Below are 22,429 nucleotides of genomic sequence, written 5' to 3' on the forward strand. Positions count from 1 at the left end.
GATTGCAAATGTCGCAGTCGTCGCTGGTGAGCGTTGAATTTAAGGGCGACGTGGCGTGGGTCACCATTGGCAACCCGCCGGTAAACGCGACGTCGACAGGAGTTCGCCAAGGGCTGACTGACGCCGTTGATGCGGTCAAGGGGGCGCGGGTGGCGGTGCTGTGTTGCGCTGGAAAAACCTTTGTCGCAGGCGGCGACATGTCCGAATTCGATGCGCCGCCGGTCGAGCCGCACTTGCCCGACGTGGTTCAGAAAATCGAAGACAGCGAGGTTCCGTTCATTGCCTGCATGCATGGCAACGTGCTGGGTGGTGGGTTCGAAATCGCCATGGCCTGTGCGTGGCGGATCGCAGCGCCGGGAACGGGTTTTGGTCTGCCGGAAGTCAATGTGGGCTTGATCCCCGGGGCAGGGGGCACACAACGATTGCCGCGTCTTGTCGGGATGCAGGCTGCAATTGACATGGCTTGTTCGGGCAAAATTTTCAAGGCAGAGACACTGGCCGAGCTTGGCGGCGTCGACCGCGTCGCCGAAGACCCCAGGGCTGCTGTCCTGGAGTTGATTGCCGACCTGCCCGAACGCCCAATACCTGTCAGCCAGCGTGCTGTGGCGGAATTTGCGCCGGATCTGTTGGAGACGAGCCGCGAGGCTTTGAAGAAACGCGCCAAGGGTCAGAAATCACCGTTGGAAAACCTGACGGCGCTTGGTTGGTCGGTTGAGCCATTTGCCACCGCACAACCGAAAGAGCGCGCGCGCCATCTGGAGTTGCGCCAAAGCCCGGAAAGCCGCGCTTTGCGCTACGCGTTTTTTGCTGAACGTGCCGTGTCCAAACCTTCGTTGATCAAAGGCGTGGCCGCCCGTGACATAACACGGATCGCCGTTGTCGGAGGTGGGTTGATGGGGGCAGGGATCGCAACTGCGGCCCTGAGCGGCGGGCTGTCCGTGACGTTGATCGAGCGAGACGCTGACGCCGCGGCCGCAGCGCACAATCGGGTCGAGGGTCTGCTGCAAGGCGCGGTCAAGAGAGGCAAGATGTCCGAGGCGCAGCTTCGGGATCGCCTTGCTGCGTTTCGTGCGGTGAACAGTTATGCAGGCGCTGCGGATGCCGAACTGGCGATCGAGGCCGTCTTTGAAGACCTGCCCGTCAAGCAACAGGTATTTGACGAGCTGGCAAGGCATATGAGCAGCGATGCGATTTTGGCCACCAATACGTCCTATCTGGACCCGCGCGAAATTTTCGCGGACGTCGGCAATCAGGCCCGATGCATCGGGCTGCATTTCTTCAGCCCGGCCCATGTCATGAAACTGCTCGAGGTCGTGGTAGCTCCGCAAACCTCTGCTGAAGTGGTCGCAACCGCGGTCGCGCTTGGGAAGAAGCTTCGCAAGGTTTCGGTGCTGTCGGGTATCTGCGATGGGTTCATTGGCAACCGCATGTTGGCCGCCTATCGGCGCGCGGCCGATTATCTGCTGGCAGATGGGGCGCTTCCCTATCAGGTGGACCGTGCAATGCGGGCGTTCGGGATGCCCATGGGGCCTTACGAGCTTCAGGACCTGACCGGTCTTCAAATTGCCTGGGCGAACCGCAAACGCAATGCCGCCAACCGCGACCCGAACGAACGTTATGTCACCATCGCGGACCAGCTTTGTCAGCGTGAGCGTTTCGGCCAGCGTGTCGGCAAAGGGTGGTACCGCTACGAAGAGGGCAGTCGTGATCCGGTTCGTGATCCCGAAGTTGAGGCATTGATCGAAGCTTATTCCGACCAGCAGGGCATCACCCGCAGGGATTTTTCGGACGAGGAAATCTGTTCGCGGTTGCTGGCGGTCTTGGCCAACGAGGGCGCTTTGATCATTGAAGAGGGGATCGCGGAAAACGCCGAAGCTGTCGATATGGTTCAAATCCATGGATATGGCTTTCCCCGCTGGAGAGGAGGACCGATGAACTATTGCAACGAAATCGGCATCAGCCGGTGCGCCGCAAATATGCTAACCGTAGTGAAAGAAAGCCCAGGTTCGTGGCGCCTCGCGGGCCAATTGGAAAACAATTAACATGTTGATGGTTACAAAAGTGACCATTAACGCATTCTCGAGTCATGTTTCACAGGGAGGAGACAAAACCATGAAGTTCACCAAGTTGAGCACTCTTTTGGCCTCGGCCGCGCTGGCTGTTTCGGGCACAGTGGCGCTGGCGGCGGATTATACGCTGACGATTTCCAGCTGGGCACCGCCGACCCACGGCATCAACGCGAAGATGTGGCCGAAATTCGTGGAAATGGTCGAAGAAGCCACCGACGGCAAAGTCACTGCTGAACTGAAGCTGGGAATTGCCCCGCCGCCGGCGCAGATGGATCTGATCATGGATGGCGCGGCGGATGCGTCGATCATCTTCCATGGTTACCAGCCCGGTCGTTTCGTCACCACCAAGATGATTGAGCTGCCCGGATATGAGGGCTCGGCCGAAGCGGCTTCGGTCGCGTATTGGCGTACATACGACAAGTATCTCAAGGCAGCGGACGAACATCGCGGTGTGAAAGTGATCGCCCTGCACACACACGGCCCGGCACAGCTTCATTCCAGCAGCTCCGTGACCAACCTCGACGAGGTATCAGGCCTCAAGGTGCGTATCCCGGGTGGTGTGGGCGGAGATGTCGGCACGGCGCTGGGCGCAACCGGAATCCAGGTTCCCGCGCCGAAAGTATACGAGACACTCGCGTCGAAAGCTGCTGATGGTGTGGTTATGCCATTTGAATCCCGTAAGGGTTTCAAGCTGACTGAAGTGGCGCAGAACGTATATGAAGTTCCGGGTGGCCTGTATCGCGGTTCATTTGCATTCATCATGAACGAAGACACTTTTGCGGATCTTCCCGCCGATGTGCAGGCCGCTTTGGAAGAAAAGGTCTTCGGCGAACCGCTGAGCCGCGAAATCGGTAAAATCTGGGATGAGATCGACGCGATCGGCCGTGAGGCGACCGAACAGACCGAGGGCAACGCGATTAATGCAGCCTCTGCTGAAGATCTGGAAAAGTTCAACGCGATTGCTGCCGATGTGCGCGCCAAGGTCATCGAAGAGGTCAATGGCACCGGTGTTGATGCGCAAGCCGCTTATGACATGATCGTTAACGAAATGGCTGCCCAGTAACACAGCCCGGCTGGCGAGGTTGACCCGCCAGCCATCTTCACCCGTTGGGGGCCAATCATGCAATCTATCGTGACCTTCGCGCGTCGCGTCAGTATCATTCCGACGGTGCTGGCCTGTGTGGCGCTGTTCATCCTGATGGTGATGACCTTTTTTGACGTCATCCTACGCTCAGTCTTCAATGCTCCGATCGAGGCGGCAACCGAACTGACGCGGATTCTGATGGCGATCCTTGTGTTCTCGGTTCTGCCGATGATTTCGGCCGGGAAAGGGCAAATCGCCGTTGACCTGACCGATGGAATTTTTTCCCGCCTGCGGCTGAGCAGGGCACGCGATGCAATTGTCTATCTGGTGTCTGGCATCATGCTGATCTGGCCGATTCAGCGCGTTTGGGTTCTGGCTGAACGTGCACGGGATTACGGGGACGTCACCGAATACCTGTCGATCCCTGTCTTCTATGTCGGCTGGTTCATCGCCGCCTTCACTGCAATAACGGCCGTTGCGATGGTCATCACCGGTCTTTTGCACATTTTTGCCCCCCAAACCTTGTCGGAGCACGCCTGATGACTGCCGCACTGATCGGTTTCGCCCTTGTCCTGGTTCTTGTGTTGGTACGCTTGCCCATTGTGTTTGCGATGGGCCTCGTGGGGACGCTTGGGTTCGCATATGAACGCGGTGGCAGCATCCTGTCCGAGCGCGGGCTGAAGGCCGCCATGTCGATGGTGGGTCGCCAGATTACCGATACGGCACAGGACTATGGCCTTTCGGTCGTGCCACTGTTCATCCTCATGGGTCTGTTCGTGAACAAGGGCGGGCTCGCGCGCGAATTATACGCGGTTTCAAACGCCTTCCTGGGCCACTTCCGAGGTGGTATCGCCATGGCGACGGTTGCCGCGTGCGGCGGCTTTTCGGCCATTTGCGGTTCCTCGCTGGCAACGGCTGCGACCATGTCCAAAGTCGCGATGCCCGAGATGCGCCGGTACCGCTACGCGGATGAGTTGTCGACCGCGTCGATTGCCGCCGGTGGCACGCTGGGTATCCTGATCCCACCGTCGGTCATTTTGGTGATCTACGGCCTGTTGACCGAAACATCGATCGGCAAACTCTTCGTTGCGGGCATAATTCCCGGTGTACTTGGTATCCTCTTCTATCTGTTCGCGGTGCGCTGGACCGTTTGGCGCAGGCCCGAGGCCGGCCCCGCCGGTGAACGCCACGGCTGGGGCGAACGCCTGTCGGCCCTGCGCTCGGTCTGGGCGGTGTTGCTGTTGTTCTTCCTGGTGATCGGCGGCTTGTACGGAGTGTTCGATTTCCATCCTTTGAACCTGACCTTCAGCCCGACCGAAGCCGCTGGTATGGGCGCGATGGGGGCGTTCCTGATCGCATTGTCGCGCGGCGGGCTGACCCTAAGATCGACCTTTGAAGTGCTGAAGGAAACCAGCTTCACCGCCGCAGCGCTGTTCTCGGTTCTGATCGGCGCGCAGATCTTCTCGAATTTCATCAACCTAGCCGGTCTGCCCGAAGCGTTGATCGCCTTGGTCACCGCATATGAGGTGGAGCCCTTCGTCGTGATCCTGATGATCCTCGGGATCTACATCATTCTGGGATGCGTCTTTGAATCGCTGTCGATGCTGTTGCTGACGGTTCCGATCTTTTTCCCTCTGGTCACGTCACTGGGATACGATCCGATCTGGTTCGGCATCGTTGTCGTCGTCGTGACCGAGATCAGTTTGATCACGCCGCCCGTGGGTCTGAACGTGTTCATTCTGAAAGGCGTGGTCGGGGACGTATCGACCGGAACAATCTTCAAGGGGGTCACACCGTTCTGGGTGGCAGACATCTTCCGTCTGGCTCTGATCGTTCTGGTGCCTTGGCTGGTTCTGGTCCTTCCCGAACAAATGGGAGCGATGGGTCACTAATGTTCTCTCTGACTGCGCTTTCGGACGGGTTTCATGCGGATCCCTATCCAACCTACGCCGCGTTGCGCGAAGACACGCCCGTCTGCTGGCAGCCCGATGGTTCGGTGGTCCTGTCGCGGTATGACGATCTGGATCTGGTGTACCGGGATACCGAGCGTTTCATTTCGGATAAAAAGGCGGTTTTCGGCCCCAAATACGGTATCGATAGCCCGCTGTACGAACACCATACCACCAGCCTTGTGTTCAACGATCCGCCCCTGCATACCCGCGTCCGCAAGGTCATGGTCGGCGCTATGAACCCACGGGCGCTGGCGCAGATGGAACCGGGCCTGATTGAACTTGTGGATGGGCTGCTGGACGAGATGCAGGCCAAGGGCTCGGTAGAGTTGATCGAGGATTTCGCCGGTGCCATCCCGATCGAGATCATCGGCAACCTGCTTGGCATTCCCAGATCGGAACGTGGCCCTTTGCGGGATTGGTCTTTGGCTATTCTGGGCGCTTTGGAACCCCAATTGACGCCCGAGCAGGAAGAGTGGGGCAACCGGTCGGTATCTGATTTCAAGGACTATCTTCGGCATGTCATCGAAGATCGCCGGGCCATCCCCGGAGATCCTGCGACGGATGTCCTGACACGGTTGATGCAGGATGACACCGACGGTGGCTTGACCGAGGTCGAGCTGTACCAGAACTGCATCTTCATTCTGAACGCAGGGCACGAGACCACCACCAACCTGATCGGCAACGCATTGGAACTGTTGGAACAGCACCGCGACAAGCGGGCCGATCTTCTGGCCAATCCGGATCTGATCAACACGGCAGTGGACGAGTTTCTGCGGCTGGAAAGCCCAAATCAGTTTGGCAATCGTCTGACCACCGAAGATGTAACGTTCCACGGTCAGACCATTCCGGCCGGTACGGACATTCACCTGTGTATCGGCGCGGCCAATCGCGATCCGCGGCAGTTTGAACAACCTAATGAGGTTGTATTGGATCGGCGCCCCAACAAGCATCACGCGTTTGCCGGAGGTCCCCATACCTGCGTCGGCCTGACCCTTGCCCGTATGGAGGGGCGCGTGGCCGTCGGACGGTTTCTTACGCGATTCCCGACCTATCGCATCACTGACGGCGCCGAACGGGGCGGGCGCATCCGGTTTCGGGGTTTCGCGCGACTGCCAGCGCAAGTCTGAGATGTGCGGTTTGGGTGACAATTCGCCAATTTATTGACCGACCGTACGGTTTATATTATGATTTCGTGAGACGGGCATATGGCCGCGCGAAGTTCACACAACAAATGAGGAGACGCTCATGACAATCCAACAGATTTCCAGCTTCGCGGCCGGTGAATGGGTTGCGCCCGGTGCGGGTGCCCGCAATATTACAAGCGCAGTCACCGGCGAGGTGATCGCCACGGCCGGCAATAGCGCGTTGGATGTGCAGGGGATGCTGGACTATGCGCGCAATGTCGGCGGGCCGGCGCTGCGGCAGATGACGTTCCACCAGCGGGCCAAGATGCTCAAGGCGCTGTCCGTTCGTTTGGGTCAGCACAAACAGGAAATGTATGACCTGTCTTTCAGCACAGGTGCGACCCAGTCCGACCACTTGATCGACATAGACGGTGGTATCGGCACGATGTTCGTCTTCGCTTCGAAAGGTCGACGCGAGATGCCGGACGGATATGTCTATCTGGACGGTGAGGTCGAGCAGTTGTCGCGCAATGGCACTTTTCTGGGGCAGCACATCTGCACCCCGTTGCATGGGGTGGCGGTTCACATCAACGCGTTCAACTTTCCTGTCTGGGGGATGTTGGAAAAGCTGGCTCCAACCCTTCTGGCAGGCGTTCCGGCCATCGTAAAACCGGCGACGAACTCGTGCTACGTCACCGAACTATGCGTCCGGCTGATGCTGGACTCCGGCATTTTGCCTGCGGGCGCGTTGCAGCTGGTTTCGGGTGGTCTGGGCGATATGCTGGACCGTCTGACCATGCAGGACGTGGTCAGTTTCACCGGATCCGCGGAAACGGCGTCGAAACTGCGTTCCAACCCGGTCATCCTGGAGAATTCTGTTCGTTTCGTAGCCGAGCAGGACAGTCTGAACTGCTCGATCCTGGGCCCTGATGCCGAGCCCGGAACGCCGGAATTCGACCTTTTCGTCAAAGAAGTCCAGCGCGAGATGACCACGAAGGCCGGGCAGAAATGTACGGCGATCCGCCGGATCATTGCCCCAGAGCCTCAGGTGCAGGCGGTGATCGAAGCCCTGTCCGCGCGGTTGGCAAAAACGGTCATCGGCGACCCGCGGCTGGAAACCACACGCATGGGCGCGCTGATCTCGAACGGTCAGAAACGCGATGTTCTGGAAAAGGCGGCAATCATCGGGCAGGAAGCCGAGCGCGTTTTCGGCAACCCTGACGATTTTCAGGTTGATGGGGCGGATGCCGAGAAAGGCGCGTTCCTGCCGCCGATGTTGTACCACTGTGCCAATCCGGATGCGGCCCGACGCGTCCATGACACCGAGGCTTTTGGCCCGGTCAGCACGGTGATGGGGTATCGCGATCTTGACCATGCGATCGATCTGGCGAACCGCGGGCAGGGGTCGCTGGTGGCATCGGTCATAACTCGTGACGCGGATGTGGCGCGGCAAGTTGCCCTTGGGGCCGGGGTCTATCACGGGCGGCTGTATTTCAACAATCGTGACTCGATGAAGGAATCCACCGGCCACGGCTCTCCTCTGCCGCATATGGTTCACGGCGGACCCGGACGCGCTGGTGGCGGCGAGGAGATGGGCGGTGTGCGTGGCGTGAAGCACTACATGCAGAGGACAGCCATTCAGGGGTCACCCGATTTGCTGACCGCGATCGGGAACAAATGGGTTCCCGGCGCGACCGAGGTCGCAGGGCCAGCCCATCCGTTCACGCGCCGGTTCCACGAGCTGGCGATTGGCGAGACCCTCCACACGGCGCCCCGTACAATCACGATGGAAGACATCGAACACTTTGCCAATTTCACCGGCGACACGTTCTACGCACATATGGATCAGGCAGCGGCGGAACGGAACCCGTTCTTCCCGGGCCGTGTGGCCCATGGGTATCTGCTTCTGTCATTTGCAGCCGGATTGTTTGTTGAACCGAACGAAGGCCCGGTTCTGGCAAACACAGGTCTTGACGGGTTGCGATTCATGAAGCCCGTCGAGGCGGGTGATACCATCAAGGTGCGGTTGACGGTCAAGGCCAAGACCAAACGGAACGAAGAATACGGCGAAGTCCGCTGGCATGTCACCCTGACCCAACAGGATGATGAAATGGTTGCGGAATATGAGCTTTTGACGATGGTCGCCTACTAGGCCCGGAACCCATTGAATTCGGCAGGTCAGCGTGTTCACGGTTCGAAAAACGAGCGGTGAACATGTCTGATCTTCGGGATGCGTGCCAGAATCCGGGGGCGCAAACAGTGCGGGTTGCCTGCAAAGCACGCTAAGCGGCGCAATCGCGTCAAGATAATGTTCGACAGAATCAAGGGCTGGCTGCGCGCCACGACCCTTTGCGACCGAGGCTCAAAGGTCCTCTCGCCCGCGCCGCCATGAGTTGGCTGTGAAACCTTATCCCGGCGCGCGTTAAACATGCACATCAACCTGAGTTCGCAGATTGGCCGGGCGCGTTCCATCAGGGTGGAAAAACGGCGGTCTTCTTTACCGTTCCATAAACAAAGCTGGTGTCGATCGAAGCAATCCCACCGATCGGGTGAATTCTGTTTCGTATGAATTCTTCATATGCCTCGAGATCCGATACCAACACCCGCAGCTGGTAGTCCATTGCCCCGGTCAGCACGTGGCATTCAAGAACTTCGTCGATCATCCGAACGCGTTTTTCGAAATTCTGTACGTCCGTTTCATTGTGTCGCTCCAACCGGACCCGCACAAAAACGGTAATGCCTATGCCGTATGCGGCGGCGTCCACATCTGCGCTGTAACCCTTTATGATCCCGCGCGCTTCGAGGTTCTTGACCCGGCGCAGACACGGCGACGGAGACAGGTTCACCTCGTCGGCAAGGTCCTGGTTCGTCATGCGCCCGTCCTTTTGCAGCGCCCGAATGATCTGTCTGTCTTTATCGTCCATTTCAACCTTAAAATTGGCAGAATCTGCCAATATAGATCGCTGTCTTGATACTATTTGCAAGCACAAGCCCAAAGTAAAGGTGCAAACTGGCGTCAGCTTGAAACAGGAGCTTGCAATGACTCGTTCAACCGGATTTGCCACCCGCGCCATTCACCACGCTTACAACCCTCTGGAAAATGACGGCGCCCTTACCCCACCGCTGCATTTGACGTCCACGTTTACCTTTGAAACCGCAGAGGCTGGTGGAGAGATGTTCGCCGGTGAACGCGCAGGTCATATCTACAGCCGTATTTCGAACCCCACATGTGAACTTCTGGAACAACGCATTGCGGTGCTTGAAGGGGCCGAGGCCGGACTGGCCCTTTCCAGCGGCATGGGGGCGATCACGGCAGTGCTTTGGACCCTGCTGTCGCCGGGGGACGAAGTCATCGTGGACAAAACGCTCTATGGCTGCACCTTCGCCTTCATGCGCCACGGTCTGGCAAAATGGGGGGTCACGATCACCCATGTCGACATGACAGACCCAGAGAACCTGAAAGCTGCCGTTTCTGACAAAACCCGCGTTGTCTATTTCGAAACTCCGGCCAATCCGAACATGCGCTTGGTGGACATCGCCGCCAGCGCCGAAATTGCGCATTCGGTCGGTGCAACGGCTGTCGTCGACAACACCTATGCCAGCCCCTATCTGACCCGCCCGATCGAGCACGGGGCGGATATCGTTCTGCATTCTGCCACCAAATATCTCGGTGGGCATGGCGACGTGGTCGCTGGTCTGGTTGTCGGCACCGCCGAACAGATCGCCGAAATCCGCCTGGTCGGAATGAAGGATATGACCGGTGCGGTCATGGCCCCTTTCAACGCGATGCTGATCCTGCGTGGTCTAAAAACACTGAACCTGCGTCTGGATCGTCATTGCGCGTCAGCCAAGGTCGTCGCTGATTTCCTCGAGGCGCACCCCGCCGTCGGTGAGGTTTATTTTCCCGGGCTGAAAAGCTTTGCCCAGCATGATGTCGCGCAGCGGCAAATGTCCCAACCCGGCGCCATGATCGCGTTCGAGATCAAGTCCGGCCTGTCCGGTGGGATCGAATTCATGAACCGCCTGAACATGATCCAGCGCGCGGTGTCCTTGGGCGATGCCGAAACGCTGATCCAGCACCCTGCATCCATGACGCATTCGACCTATACCCCGGAAGAACGGGCCGCGCATGGGATCAGCGATGGTTTGATCCGTTTGTCCGTCGGGCTTGAGGATGTCGAAGATATCCTCGCAGACCTGGAGCAAGCTTTGCCGTATCCTGCCCGCAGCGCCGCCTGAACCCGGAGACCGCCATGCAAATTGATCCCACTCAGTTGAAGATCGTTGAACAACGTCTGCTATGGTTGTCGCATTGGATGATCCACAATGCCAACCAGATCCGACCAAAGGTGGATGGGATCAAGGTTGGTGGCCATCAAGCGTCGTCTGCTTCGATGGTGTCGATCATGACCGCGCTCTATTTTTCGGCCCTGCGCCCTGAAGACCGGGTGGCGGTCAAACCCCATGCCTCGCCGATTTTCCATGCGATGCAGTATCTCATGGGCAATCAAACGCGCGAGAAGATGGAAAACTTCCGTGGTTTTGGCGGTGTGCAAAGCTATCCCAGCCGGACCAAGGATATCGACGACGTCGATTTTTCTACCGGGTCTGTGGGTTTGGGTGTCGCGATCACCTCGTTTGCTTCGATCATTCAGGATTACATCAAGGCCAAGTGCTGGGGCTCGGATGCTCCGATGGGGCGGATGGTGGCCCTTGTAGGCGACGCAGAACTGGACGAAGGCAATGTGTACGAGGCTTTGCAGGAAGGCTGGAAGAATGACCTGCGCAATACGTGGTGGATCGTTGACTACAACCGGCAATCCCTGGATGGCATCGTCCGCGAAGGGCTGTTCGAACGGATTGAAAAGATCTTCGATGCGTTCGGTTGGGATGTCGTGCGCGTGAAATATGGGGTTCTGCAACGCGCGGCCTTTGAAGAACCGGGTGGCGATCGCCTGCGCGACTGGATCGATGCGTGCCCCAATCAGGAATATTCGGCTTTGACCTTCATGGGTGGCGCAGTCTGGCGGCAGCGTCTCATGGACGATCTGGGGGATCAGGGGGATGTGACCGCCCTGATCGAACGGCGGACGGATGCAGAGCTGGCTGCCCTGATGGAAAACCTTGGCGGCAATTGCGTCGAGACCATGGCCCGGACATTTGCCGCCATCGATCATGATCGCCCGACCTGTTTCCTGGCCTACACCGTCAAAGGGTGGGGCACCCCCATCGCAGGTCACAAGGACAATCACGGCGGGCTGATGAACAACAGCCAGTTCGCCGCGTGGCAGTCGCATATGGGCGTGCCGAAGGGCGAGGAATGGGAGCCGCTTGCGACAGTGCAGGACCCAGCCGCATTCAAGGATTTTCTGGCAAAGGCACCGTTCTTTGCCAAGGGTCCGCGCCGCTATTTCGATGACAAGCTGGACGTGCCACGGATCGAGGTCGACACCAGCCGTGAAATCTCGACCCAGATGGCGTTTGGCAAGATCCTTGACGATCTGTCAAAAGGTGATGGCCCGTTGACCGAACGCATCGTGACAACCTCTCCGGATGTCACCGGCACGACGAACCTGGGGCCTTGGGTTAACAGGCGCAAGCTGTTTGCCCGATCCATGCAAGCCGATGCCTTCATAGAACATCGGATCCCTTCGACGGCGAAATGGGAGTTCACTCCGGAAGGGCAGCATATCGAGCTTGGTATCGCCGAAATGAACCTGATGCTACTTCTGGGAGCGGCGGGTCTGTCGCATTCCCTGTTTGGCAAACGGTTGATCCCGATCGGCACCGTCTATGACCCCTTTGTCAGTCGCGGCCTCGATGCGCTAAACTATGCCTGTTATCAGGATGCACGCTTTATTCTCGTCGGTACGCCATCGGGCGTGACACTGGCACCTGAAGGCGGAGCGCATCAATCCGTTGGTACCCCCCTGATCGGCATGAGCCAGGACGGGCTGGCCGCATTCGAACCCGCCTTTGCTGATGAACTGGCGGTGATCATGGAATGGGCCTTCGACTATCTGCAACGCGACGGTGAAGGGCAACCGGACGAGCGCACATGGCTGCGCGATGAAACCGGCGGTTCCGTCTATCTGCGTCTGACGACCAACCCGATTGAACAGCCTGGAAAGCGTGTCGACGATGAGTTCCGCCAAGGTGCCATCGATGGGGCCTATTGGTTGCGAAAACCGGGGCCCAATTGCGAAGTTGTAATCGCCTATCAAGGTGCCGTCGCGCCCGAGGCAATCAGGGCCGCCGGTATCATCGGCGAGGGCCGTCGCGATATCGGCGTTCTGGCCGTGACGTCCGCGGATCGGCTGAATGCCGGTTGGACGGCTGCACAACGCGTGCGGTCGCGGGGCAACCCCGCCGCACTTTCCCACATCGAGGCCCTGATGTCTGGCCTGCCGGCGCATTGCAATCTGGTCACCGTGATTGATGGGCATCCTGCAACATTGTCGTGGCTGGGCGCTGTGCGCGGTCATCAGACCATTCCGATGGGGGTCGAACATTTTGGCCAGACAGGAACGATCGGTGATCTCTATCGCCACCACTGCATTGATGCCGATGCCATCATCGAAAAAGTGAATGGTTTGACCCGTGGCAGAGTACTTCTTAGGGCAACAGGGGCTTGAGATCGGGCCAACAAGATCAGGAACGAACCCGCTCGGGCTCTTGTTTGACCCATGTCGCATCGACGACGGTCATGTCATCGAAATGATCGGCACGATTGTGTGTGTCCGGTGCGTTTCTCCGACGCCCAACGGCAGGCATCTGCCAGCAAGATGTCGAATTGCGTACCCGCGTTGACCCAGGCTTGACGCGGCCCGGCCCTGGCGGTTGCGTCAGGGTCTGACCTGTCAGGGTGTTCCCTTATTGGAAGCTTTTCGGCGAAAATGCCCGTTTTCCCGTCTATACAACCGGGATGGCAGCCGGTAAGGGGCTGTCTTTACCCTTGGATGATCCGCTGATCGCAATTCCGCACAGCGCCTATCACCTGGCCGATACAAAGAACCACCACCGTGAAACAAACCATTGCAGATGCGCTAGCGCGCAAGGGCTATGATACATTGACCCAAGTTCAGCGAGCCGTCACCCAGCCCGAACTGGAAGGGCGCGACATGTTGGTTTCGGCCCAGACCGGATCAGGGAAGACCATTGGGTTTGGTCTGGCGATAGCACACAGGGTGCTGGGCGATGAAGAAACGCTCGGCAAACCCGAAGCGCCGTTGGCGCTGGTTGTCGCACCGACCCGCGAGCTGGCACTTCAGGTGAAACGGGAACTTGGTTGGTTGTATTCCGGAGCGGGAGCGTTTCTGGCCTCGTGCGTTGGGGGCATGGACATTCGGGATGAACGTCGCGCGTTGGCCCGAGGCGCCCATATCGTTGTGGCCACTCCGGGACGACTTCGCGATCATATCAATCGAGGGTCAATCGATCTGACAGCTATCCGAGCGGTTGTCCTGGACGAAGCGGACGAAATGCTGGATCTGGGGTTCCGCGAGGATCTTGAGTTCATCCTTGATGAAACACCCGCAGATCGTCAGACCTTGTTGTTTTCTGCCACTGTGCCACGCGCAATTGCCAATCTGGCCAAGCGGTATCAGCGCGACGCGGTACGTGTGAGCACGGTCGGCGAACAGACCCAGCACGCGGATATCGAGTATCGGGCCATGACGGTGGCGCCGCGTGATGGTGAAAACGCGATAATCAATGTGCTGCGATATTACGAGGCCCCCAATGCCATCGTTTTCTGCAACACCCGAGCAATGGTTTCGCGCCTGACCGCTCGCCTGTCGAACCGGGGGTTTTCTGTCGTGGCCCTGTCCGGTGAGCTGACCCAGAGCGAACGATCCAACGCGTTGCAGGCCATGCGTGATGGACGGGCCCGGGTCTGTGTCGCAACCGATGTTGCGGCCCGCGGCATCGATCTGCCCAACCTTGATCTGGTGGTCCATGCCGAACTGCCCAACAGCCATGAAACACTGCTGCACCGGTCTGGCCGCACAGGTCGCGCCGGGCGCAAGGGCGTCAGCGCCCTGATCGTCGCGCCATCATCGCGAAAAAAGGCAGAGCGCATTCTGAAATTTGCCAAGCTGACAGCAGAATGGGGATCGGCCCCGTCTGCCGACGAGGTGAACGAGCGTGATCAGGTTCGGATGCTGGCATCAGAGGACTGGCAGGTAGAGATTACGGAAAGCGAACGGCCGTCTGTTGAAAAACTGATTGCTCGCTTCACGCCCGAACAAATCGCGGCCGCTTACCTCAGGCAATACAAACTGCGCCATTCCGCCCCGGAAGAGCTGTCGGCGGTCGATCAGACCACCCCAAGACCACGGGCATCCTTTGGGCCCGGCGTCTGGTTTTCATTGTCCGAAGGGCGCAATCAGAATGCGTCCCCCCGTCATATGCTGCCGATGATCTGCAAGGCGGGCGATCTGACAAAAGACGACATCGGTGCCATTCGGATTGCCGAGGACGTAACTTATTTCGAAATCAGTGAAGCCAGTGTCGACCGCTTTCTGACCGCCATTGGTCCAGAGATGAAAATCGAAGAAACCAAAGACCTTGTGCGGTTGGATAAAGCACCGGATCTGTCGTCAACCGGTCGGTCCGGTCTCAAAAGTAAGTTCAAAGGCAGACCTACGGGACACAAAAAGGAAAACTCTCCGGCTGAGCGGAAAGCCCACCGCCGCCAATCCAAGCCCGAGGCTCAGCCTGCCCAGACCGTGCCCGCGACCGAAACCCGCCGAGCGTCGGATGACGACGCAAAAAGCCAGTTCAGGGCTTCGGGCGCAAAACCTAAAAAGCGCAAGCCCGACAGCGTCGAGCAAAAGAGGGGTCGTTCCAAACAAGCCGGAGACGCGCCGAAAGGTCCGCCGCCGCCGAAGGGCAAGCCAAACAGCAAGAAGAATCGTGCACGCGCGGCGGCCGTCAAATCCGCCAAGGGTGGCAACGCAGTTCCAAAACGTCGCAAACCCGGACCCAAGGGCAGTTGATTTCCGCCACGGACAAGGTTTGTCCTCTGGCCATTGGCAAGTGACCAGGTGCTGTTGATTTCGGTCCCGGCATACACATGTGCTTAACAGTTGCGTGATTTTTAGGGGTTGGAGCAAACTAAGCTTTGCTCTTCTTGCCATCTCAACCGAATACTGTGGTACAGGACATTCTTTTCGGGGTTTTCATGCGGTTCAGTGTCGGCATTGCTGTATCTATGCTGATCGCCGTATCCATCGGCGTGTCGACCTTTGTTGTTCATTCGCTGTGGTGGACGACCGCGCGTGACAACAGCCGCATGCTTGCCGCTGAGATCAACAGCCAGATTGCAAACGCGGTCCGTATCGAAGTCGGGGCAACCCTCAGATCCGCCGAAGCCGCATGGTCGGCGGTGCGCACGATTTTTGTACAGAATGTCATCGCAACACGGCAGGCCGATAAACGAGAGTTCGTGTTTCTGTCTCAGTTGCAGGCGCAGCCGAATATTTCCTGGATTTTCTTCGGTTGGCCGGACGGCAATTTTTTCGCGTCGCATCGGTTGGGCGACAGCGGGCTTGAGATGATCGAGATAGACAAGGCCATCCGCGACCGGAACCTGCGGACCGATCGATACATTTTTGTTCCCGGGGATATTCAGTTCGAAGAAAGGACCTTTGTTCCGACCTCTTATGATCCTCGCGATCATGCCTGGTTCAACAATTTCATGTCCCTGGACACGATGGGATGGATCGAAGCGCGCGATCTTCCGGGCAGTGACAAGACCGTATACGCATTTGCGGGGCCGATCGATGTCAACCGGGCACGGCAGGGTGTCCTTGCGGTCGCAATAGAAACCGACCGTTTGTCACGCTTTCTGGCGACGCTCGAGCCCGGCGAATTTGGAGCTGCCTTTATTCTGGATGCTGATGGCAAAGTAATTGCCGTTCCCGACGCAAAAGCGGACGAAGTTACACCGGCGCGCATGGGCGAGGGTGAACTGTACGAGGTTGCCAAGATCTCGGGGGAAAAACTGTTGGGCGATCCGGATGGCAAGACAGCGGGCAGTTCGACGAAGCGCGTGGTGATCGACGGCGTCCCCTATGCGGTGGCCCTGACACCTTTGGGTTTTTACGGGTGGCGCGTCGCTACGGTCATTCCGGAGGCGGCGTTTTTGTCGGGTATCAATGCAACCTTGATAGACCTGATCTATATCCTGATCGGGGTCGTGATCGTCTCAACCGCTCTGGCGATCTGGTTGATCCGTCGAATTGTAGCCAATCCTTTGGCGCGCATTGCCGAGGATCTGAGCAAGATCGAACGCTTCGACGTCGAACGCATTCCACGCCGGCCTTCAAACCTTTCCGAGCTTGCCAATCTGTCTGCGGCAACGGCCAGCATGGCAGCAGGATTGTCCGCGTTCAGAAAATACGTGCCGACCGATCTTGTGAAAATGCTGGTCGCTGAAGGCATCAAAACGCAGCCCGGTGGCGACATGAAGCAGATATCCGTATTGTTTTGCGATGTGACCGGATTCACCGGGTTGTCGGAAAAACTCGGCCCCAAAATCATCCAGTTGATGGAGCCCTTTTTCTCTGCGGCCGCAGCTGCCGTCGCGCGCCATGACGGGACGATCGACAAATTCATGGGTGACGCGGTCATGGCGATCTGGGGGGCACCGCGCAAGGATGCTCTCCATGCCGAAAATGCCTGCCGCGCGGCGCTGGATCTTGTCGCGACCGTGGAAGATGCGGGCATCAAAGACGAGGCCGGAAATTCCCTGCGTGTCAGGATCGGGTTGAACAGCGGTGAAGCACTGGTTGGCAACATTGGGTCAGAGCAGCGGTTGAACTACACGGCGATCGGTGACGTCGTGAATGTGGCCAGCCGATTGGAAGGGGCCAACAAGGAGTATGGTACGCGCATTCTGATCGGTCCCGAGACCCGGCACGAAGCCGCCGATGCAATTGTCGTCCGAGAGCTGGACACGCTCGCGGTCTTTGGCCGGACCGAGGAGCTGGTGGTCTATGAGCTGATTGCGATGGCCGACGGTTTTGAAGGATCCCTTGATTGGATCGAGACCTACGAACAAGGTCTTGCGCATTATCGTTCCGGCCGGTTCGAGCAGGCGATAGCTGCGTTTGAGGCCGCGGACAAAACGCGGGGCGGGGACCCTGTGTCCGTCGCCATGAAGCTGCGCGCAAACAAGCTTTTGACCAACCCTCCCTCGGGGGATTGGCGCGCGGTTACGCATACGAACAAGACGTGAGAGTGCAGGCAATGAGCGCATGCTAACAGCACCCATTAACAGAAAGGTCTGAGTGCACGGGAGAGGGTTTCGGGTCGTCGTATCGATTTCGCAGCGAAGATGAGAATGAGATCCGGAAATCAGGGTGCAACGGTAGAAAGACTCCTCAAAGATTTCGGCAGAAAGACACTGTTGACATTAGATATTGTATTTTGGATACATTAGGCAGAGGGATCGCGACGACCTGTGCTGTCACTGAATGCTCTGGCGACAAAGAGCCATGCGATTGTCTTTCAAAGTCCTTTTCTGGGAGAAAATCATGAACCTCAAACTTCTGGCCGCAACCACTGCGATCGCCCTGACGGGCGCCGTGGCGCAGGCAAATACACTTGTATATTGTTCCGAAGGATCGCCTGAAGGGTTCGATCCTGCGCTGTACACCGCGGGGACGACCTTTGATGCGTCTTCACATCCGATCTACAATCGGTTGCTTGAATTTGAAACGGGCACGACCAATGTGGTCCCCGGCCTGGCCGAAAGTGTCGAGGCTAGCGATGATGGTCTGGAATACACTTTCAAGCTGCGCCAGGGCGTCAAGTTCCACTCGAATGACGCGTTCACGCCGACCCGCGATTTCAACGCGGATGACGTGATTTTCTCCTTCATGCGTCAGAAAGACGAAAACCACCCTTATCATCAAGTGTCAGGAGGAACCTGGGAATATTTCCAGGGTATGGGGATGCCTGATCTGGTCGAGTCCATCGAAAAGATCGACGACTACACGGTGAAATTTACCCTGTCCAAGCCCGAAGCACCGTTTGTCGCCAATATGGCGATGGACTTTGCCTCAATCGTGTCGGCGGAATACGCTGCGGCAATGATGGAAGCCGGTACGCCGGAAAAACTGAATACGGCACCCATCGGCACCGGACCTTTCTCGTTCGTGGCATATCAAAAAGACGCGGTGATCCGTTACGCGGCCAATGATGCGTATTGGAACGACCCGGCGCAGGTCGAAAACCTGATCTTTGCCATCACGCCGGATGCGTCTGTGCGCTATCAAAAGCTGAAAGCAGGCGAATGTCATGTGATGCCCTATCCGAACCCTGCCGACATTCAGGCAATGAAGGATGATCCGGACATCAACATGCTGGAACAAGAGGGCCTGAACGTTGGTTATCTGGCCTACAACACCACCATGGCGCCATTCGACAATCCGAAGGTGCGCAAAGCGCTGAACATGGCGATCGACAAGCAGGCGATCATCGACGTGGTCTTCCAGGGCTCGGGCCAGGTGGCCAAGAACCCGATCCCGCCTACCATGTGGGGCTACAACGACGCCATCGTGGACGATCCCTATGATCCCGAAGCGGCCAAGGCGATGCTTGAGGCCGAAGGTGTTTCGGACCTGTCGATGAAAATCTGGGCCATGCCCGTCCAGCGCCCCTACAACCCCAATGCCCGTCGCATGGCCGAATTGATCCAGGCGGATTTCGCCAAGATCGGTGTGGGCGTCGAAATCGTCTCGTACGAATGGGGTGAATACCTGTCCCGCTCGAAAGAACTGAACCGGGACGGTGCCGTTCTGCTGGGCTGGACCGGGGACAATGGCGACCCGGATAACTTCCTGGCGGTTTTGCTGGGCTGTGACGGGGTCGAAGCATCCAACCGGGCGCAATGGTGCCATCAGCCATTCGAAGACCTGATCCTGAAGGCCAAGCAAAGCACGGATCAGGCCGAGCGGACCAAACTGTATGAAGAAGCGCAGGTTGTGTTCAAAGAGCAGGCTCCGTGGGCAACCATCGCGCATTCGGTCGTTTACATGCCCATGAGCAACAAGGTGCAAGGCTATAAGGTGCACCCTCTGGGCGGTCACATCTTCTATGGTGTGAGCGTCGAATAAACCACCACTCACAAACCGGAGCCACCTGATTGGTGGCTCCGGCTTTCTTATTGAGGAGGTCGGGCAGAATGCCGGATTTGTCCGAATACCGCCAATTGGCAATGGATATGTCAGTGGACGCAGTGGCCCTGGTGCCGGGTCCAAATTTCACCCGCGCATTGGGCAAATCCTTCATGAGCCACGAGCGCCCTTTTGTCGTGGTGATTCCGGCCATGGGTGATCCGGCGGCGATCGTGCCCAATCTGGAACTCGCCTCATGGGATCTGGTTGGATTTGAGGGTGCCGTATTCGACTGGCGCGATCAGACCGGCTATGACCGCGCATTTTCCGCGCTGGCAGCGCATAGTCCTATCAGATCGTTGGCCGTCGAAGGTCAGGTGATGCGGTTTTTCGTGTCAGACGCGTTTACCCGCGCAATTCCGGATCTGCGGATTGTGGACGGCGAGCGCGAAATCTCAGGCCTTCGCATCATCAAAACCGAAGAAGATATCGCCGCGCTGCAAGCGGCCATCGATATTTCGGAACGCGCGTTGGAGCGTGTGATTGCAGGTGTTCGTGCAGGTCAGACCGAAAAACAGATCGAGCAGGCGCTGATACAGGCGCTTTTTGCGGAAGGCGCCGAGTCGTTGGCCTTTTCCCCCATCGTGGCTGCGGGGGACAACTCGGCACGACCGCACGGAAAGGCGCGCGCCGACTACCGGATCAAAGCAGGCGATGCCTTGCTGTTCGACTTTGGCGCTCGAAAACATGGTTTTGCGGCCGACATCACGCGAACTTTTTTCGTTCAGGACGTCCCGGACGAAGGCCGGGATGTCTACGACACGGTTTTGCGCGCCAACAAAGCCGGGTTCGAAGCCTGCCGCCCCGGCGTGACAGCGCATGACATCGACGACGCCGTCACAGGCGTGCTTGAGGCCTCGCCCTTTGCCGATCGTATCCGGACCAAGACAGGTCACGGTCTGGGCCGGGATGTGCATGAGGCGCCGTATATCATGCGCGGCAACAGCCAGAAAATCCTGCCGGGCATGGTCTGGACCAACGAACCCGGTCTGTATGCATTGGACAAGTTCGGCGTTCGCATAGAAGATGACGTTCTCGTCACCGGGGATGGCTGTCGGTCACTGACCTGCTTTCCCAAAGAACTTACAATCATAGGTCGCTGATGCTTGGCTATTTCCTTACCCGTCTTGGCCTGTTTGTTCCGACATTTCTGGGCGTGACGTTGATTTCGTTCATGTTCATCCGGGTGCTGCCCGGCGATCCGATCATCGTGATGGCCGGGGAACGCGGCATGACGGAAGAACGTTATCAGGAAATGGTCGAAAAGCTGGGTTTCGACAAGCCGGTGTTGCAGCAGTATTGGGATTACCTCACCGGAGTGCTTCAAGGTGATCTGGGCGAAAGCTTTGTCACCAGGAAACCCGTATGGGATGAGTTCTTTTCGCTGTTCCCCGCAACGCTGGAGTTGTCCCTGTGCGCCATGATCTTTGCCGTTGCGCTGGGTCTGCCCGCAGGTGTGATCGCGGCGGTGAACCGAGGGAAGTTCTTTGACCGGGCGCTGATGTCCTCGGCGCTGGTCGGGTACTCGATGCCCATCTTCTGGTGGGCGCTGCTGTTGATCATCATTTTCTCGGGCAATCTGGGCTGGACGCCGGTCTCGGGCCGCATCGACCTGTTGTATTATTTTCCCAGCGTCACGGGCTTTATGCTGATCGACAGCCTCGTGTCGGGTCAGGAAGGAGCATTCGGATCCGCCGTGCGCCATCTGATCCTGCCGACGATTGTGCTGGGAACGATTCCGCTGGCGGTTATCGCACGCCAGACCCGGTCGGCGATGCTGGAAGTTCTGGGCGAAGATTACATCCGCACCGCGCGCGCCAAGGGTTTGTCACCTTCGCGGATCAATGGATTGCACGCGCTGCGAAACGCTTTGATTCCGGTTGTTACGGTGATCGGCCTGTCGGTGGGCACGTTGCTGGCGGGGGCCATCCTGACCGAAACCATCTTCAGTTGGCCGGGCATAGGAAAGTGGATGGTCGACAGCATCTTTCGCCGTGACTACCCGGTTGTTCAGGGCGGATTGCTGATGATCGCGGTGATCGTGATGCTGGTGAACCTGCTGGTCGATGTTCTTTATGGCATCATCAACCCCAAAATTCGGAGGCGGTGATGGCCGAACTATCTTCAACCCCGCCCAGAACGGAAGACCGCCCCAGCGCCCTGCGAGAGTTCTGGTACTACTTCAGCGAAAACCGCGGCGCTGTCATCGGGCTTTGGGTTTTTGCAGCCTTTGTGTTTTGTGCAGCTTTTGCGCCCCTTCTGGCCCCCTATGACCCAACCGAACAGTTCCGCGATCATATCCTGCAACCGCCTGCTTGGCAGGAGGGCGGAAGCTGGGCTTTCCCGTTGGGTACCGATCCGCTGGGTCGGGACATGCTGTCGCGCCTGATCATGGGCTCGCGCTATTCCTTCTTTGTTGGAATCGTCGTCGTCTGTGTGGCGGTGTCGGGCGGCGTGATGATTGGCCTGCTGTCGGGCTTTGCCCCCAAATGGGTTGATACGCTGATCATGCGGGTGATGGATATCGTTCTGGCCTTTCCGTCGCTGCTGTTGGCACTGGTGCTGGTGGCCATCCTTGGCCCGTCGCTGACCAACGCGATGATTGCCATCGCCATCGTTTTCCAACCCCACTATGTGCGCCTGACCCGCGCGTCGGTTCTGGCGGAACGTCAGAAGGATTATGTCACGTCGGCGCGCGTGGCAGGCGCTGGCAGGTCACGGTTGATGTTCATCACCGTGCTGCCCAATTGTCTGGCTCCGATCATCGTCCAGGCGGCGTTGTCCTTTTCGACAGCAATTCTGGATGCAGCTGCCTTGGGCTTTCTGGGCATGGGCGCTCAGCCGCCCACTCCGGAATGGGGTACCATGCTGGCCGAAGCGCGCGAATTCATACTGCGCGCCTGGTGGGTGGTTACTTTCCCCGGTCTGGCGATTCTTGTCACCGTTCTTGCCATCAACCTGATGGGTGATGGCCTGCGTGATGCGCTTGACCCGAAACTGAAACGGAGCTGATCGC

At 58.1% G+C, this 22,429-nt stretch carries 15 protein-coding genes; 14 read left to right on the top strand and 1 reads right to left on the bottom strand.

Going from position 1 to position 22,429, the window contains the following annotated elements; genetic code table 11:
- The first annotated feature begins 8 nt into the window (after positions 1-8).
- From ACR0I0_RS08360 to paaZ, 6 genes are all read left to right on the top strand, one after another.
- Positions 9-2,042 carry an FAD-dependent oxidoreductase gene (locus tag ACR0I0_RS08360; RefSeq protein ID WP_480490941.1) on the top strand — a complete coding sequence of 678 codons (2,034 nt, stop codon included), beginning with the start codon at positions 9-11 and terminating at the stop codon, positions 2,040-2,042.
- Between the two features lie 70 nt (positions 2,043-2,112).
- On the top strand, positions 2,113-3,132 hold the full coding sequence (locus tag ACR0I0_RS08365) for a TRAP transporter substrate-binding protein (protein ID WP_171636506.1): 1,020 nt from the start codon (positions 2,113-2,115) through the stop codon (positions 3,130-3,132).
- Between the two features lie 57 nt (positions 3,133-3,189).
- Complete coding sequence (locus ACR0I0_RS08370; protein ID WP_152460571.1) at positions 3,190-3,693, top strand: TRAP transporter small permease; 504 nt, start codon at positions 3,190-3,192, stop codon at positions 3,691-3,693.
- Positions 3,693-5,045: a TRAP transporter large permease gene (locus ACR0I0_RS08375; protein WP_171636504.1), complete on the top strand. Its 1,353-nt coding sequence runs from the start codon at positions 3,693-3,695 to the stop codon at positions 5,043-5,045. Before ACR0I0_RS08370 ends, ACR0I0_RS08375 begins: the two co-directional genes overlap by 1 nt.
- Positions 5,045-6,232: a cytochrome P450 gene (locus tag ACR0I0_RS08380; RefSeq protein ID WP_480488732.1), complete on the top strand. Its 1,188-nt coding sequence runs from the start codon at positions 5,045-5,047 to the stop codon at positions 6,230-6,232. The genes ACR0I0_RS08375 and ACR0I0_RS08380 overlap by 1 nt, the downstream gene beginning before the upstream one ends.
- 118 nt (positions 6,233-6,350) lie before the next feature.
- A complete protein-coding gene (gene paaZ, locus ACR0I0_RS08385) occupies positions 6,351-8,381 on the top strand; it encodes a phenylacetic acid degradation bifunctional protein PaaZ (protein ID WP_480490944.1) in 2,031 nt (676 codons plus the stop codon).
- Between the two features lie 319 nt (positions 8,382-8,700).
- Here the strand turns inward: paaZ and ACR0I0_RS08390 are convergent, their stop codons facing one another.
- Positions 8,701-9,153 (bottom strand): Lrp/AsnC family transcriptional regulator, encoded by a 453-nt coding sequence (locus tag ACR0I0_RS08390; protein WP_171636498.1) that lies wholly within the window; start codon positions 9,151-9,153, stop codon positions 8,701-8,703.
- Positions 9,154-9,268: 115 nt separating this feature from the next.
- On the opposite strand from ACR0I0_RS08390, the gene ACR0I0_RS08395 reads away from it, so the two are divergent.
- The 8 genes from ACR0I0_RS08395 to ACR0I0_RS08430 all read left to right on the top strand — a co-directional run bounded on the left by ACR0I0_RS08395 (position 9,269) and on the right by ACR0I0_RS08430 (position 22,425).
- A complete protein-coding gene (locus ACR0I0_RS08395) occupies positions 9,269-10,468 on the top strand; it encodes a methionine gamma-lyase (RefSeq protein WP_480490946.1) in 1,200 nt (399 codons plus the stop codon).
- A 14-nt stretch (positions 10,469-10,482) separates the two neighbouring features.
- Complete coding sequence (locus ACR0I0_RS08400; protein ID WP_480490948.1) at positions 10,483-12,864, top strand: 1-deoxy-D-xylulose-5-phosphate synthase N-terminal domain-containing protein; 2,382 nt, start codon at positions 10,483-10,485, stop codon at positions 12,862-12,864.
- Positions 12,865-13,251: 387 nt separating this feature from the next.
- Positions 13,252-15,228 (top strand): DEAD/DEAH box helicase, encoded by a 1,977-nt coding sequence (locus ACR0I0_RS08405; protein WP_480490950.1) that lies wholly within the window; start codon positions 13,252-13,254, stop codon positions 15,226-15,228.
- Between the two features lie 185 nt (positions 15,229-15,413).
- Positions 15,414-17,471 (top strand): adenylate/guanylate cyclase domain-containing protein, encoded by a 2,058-nt coding sequence (locus ACR0I0_RS08410; protein WP_480490952.1) that lies wholly within the window; start codon positions 15,414-15,416, stop codon positions 17,469-17,471.
- 298 nt (positions 17,472-17,769) lie between these two features.
- Positions 17,770-19,353, top strand: coding sequence for an ABC transporter substrate-binding protein (locus ACR0I0_RS08415; protein WP_171724609.1), 1,584 nt, complete (start codon positions 17,770-17,772; stop codon positions 19,351-19,353).
- A 68-nt stretch (positions 19,354-19,421) separates the two neighbouring features.
- Positions 19,422-20,516 carry a M24 family metallopeptidase gene (locus ACR0I0_RS08420; protein WP_210093457.1) on the top strand — a complete coding sequence of 365 codons (1,095 nt, stop codon included), beginning with the start codon at positions 19,422-19,424 and terminating at the stop codon, positions 20,514-20,516.
- Positions 20,516-21,523, top strand: a complete 1,008-nt coding sequence (locus ACR0I0_RS08425; RefSeq protein WP_480490954.1) for an ABC transporter permease subunit — start codon at positions 20,516-20,518, stop codon at positions 21,521-21,523. The genes ACR0I0_RS08420 and ACR0I0_RS08425 overlap by 1 nt, the downstream gene beginning before the upstream one ends.
- Complete coding sequence (locus ACR0I0_RS08430; protein ID WP_152460560.1) at positions 21,523-22,425, top strand: ABC transporter permease subunit; 903 nt, start codon at positions 21,523-21,525, stop codon at positions 22,423-22,425. The genes ACR0I0_RS08425 and ACR0I0_RS08430 overlap by 1 nt, the downstream gene beginning before the upstream one ends.
- The last annotated feature ends 4 nt before the right edge of the window (positions 22,426-22,429 follow it).

It is taken from the genome of Ruegeria sp. AG6, from assembly GCF_056541565.1.

What these genes read in the sequence shown, in the direction of transcription:
- ACR0I0_RS08420 (WP_210093457.1), top strand. Translation starts at nt 19,422, where the DNA reads ATGCCGGATTTGTCCGAATACCGCCAATTGGCAATGGATATGTCAGTG.
- ACR0I0_RS08360 (WP_480490941.1), top strand. Translation starts at nt 9, where the DNA reads ATGTCGCAGTCGTCGCTGGTGAGCGTTGAATTTAAGGGCGACGTGGCG.
- paaZ (WP_480490944.1), top strand. Translation starts at nt 6,351, where the DNA reads ATGACAATCCAACAGATTTCCAGCTTCGCGGCCGGTGAATGGGTTGCG.
- ACR0I0_RS08375 (WP_171636504.1), top strand. Translation starts at nt 3,693, where the DNA reads ATGACTGCCGCACTGATCGGTTTCGCCCTTGTCCTGGTTCTTGTGTTG.
- ACR0I0_RS08380 (WP_480488732.1), top strand. Translation starts at nt 5,045, where the DNA reads ATGTTCTCTCTGACTGCGCTTTCGGACGGGTTTCATGCGGATCCCTAT.
- ACR0I0_RS08395 (WP_480490946.1), top strand. Translation starts at nt 9,269, where the DNA reads ATGACTCGTTCAACCGGATTTGCCACCCGCGCCATTCACCACGCTTAC.
- ACR0I0_RS08425 (WP_480490954.1), top strand. Translation starts at nt 20,516, where the DNA reads ATGCTTGGCTATTTCCTTACCCGTCTTGGCCTGTTTGTTCCGACATTT.
- ACR0I0_RS08415 (WP_171724609.1), top strand. Translation starts at nt 17,770, where the DNA reads ATGAACCTCAAACTTCTGGCCGCAACCACTGCGATCGCCCTGACGGGC.
- ACR0I0_RS08370 (WP_152460571.1), top strand. Translation starts at nt 3,190, where the DNA reads ATGCAATCTATCGTGACCTTCGCGCGTCGCGTCAGTATCATTCCGACG.
- ACR0I0_RS08410 (WP_480490952.1), top strand. Translation starts at nt 15,414, where the DNA reads ATGCGGTTCAGTGTCGGCATTGCTGTATCTATGCTGATCGCCGTATCC.
- ACR0I0_RS08430 (WP_152460560.1), top strand. Translation starts at nt 21,523, where the DNA reads ATGGCCGAACTATCTTCAACCCCGCCCAGAACGGAAGACCGCCCCAGC.
- ACR0I0_RS08400 (WP_480490948.1), top strand. Translation starts at nt 10,483, where the DNA reads ATGCAAATTGATCCCACTCAGTTGAAGATCGTTGAACAACGTCTGCTA.
- ACR0I0_RS08365 (WP_171636506.1), top strand. Translation starts at nt 2,113, where the DNA reads ATGAAGTTCACCAAGTTGAGCACTCTTTTGGCCTCGGCCGCGCTGGCT.
- ACR0I0_RS08390 (WP_171636498.1), bottom strand. Translation starts at nt 9,153, where the DNA reads ATGGACGATAAAGACAGACAGATCATTCGGGCGCTGCAAAAGGACGGG.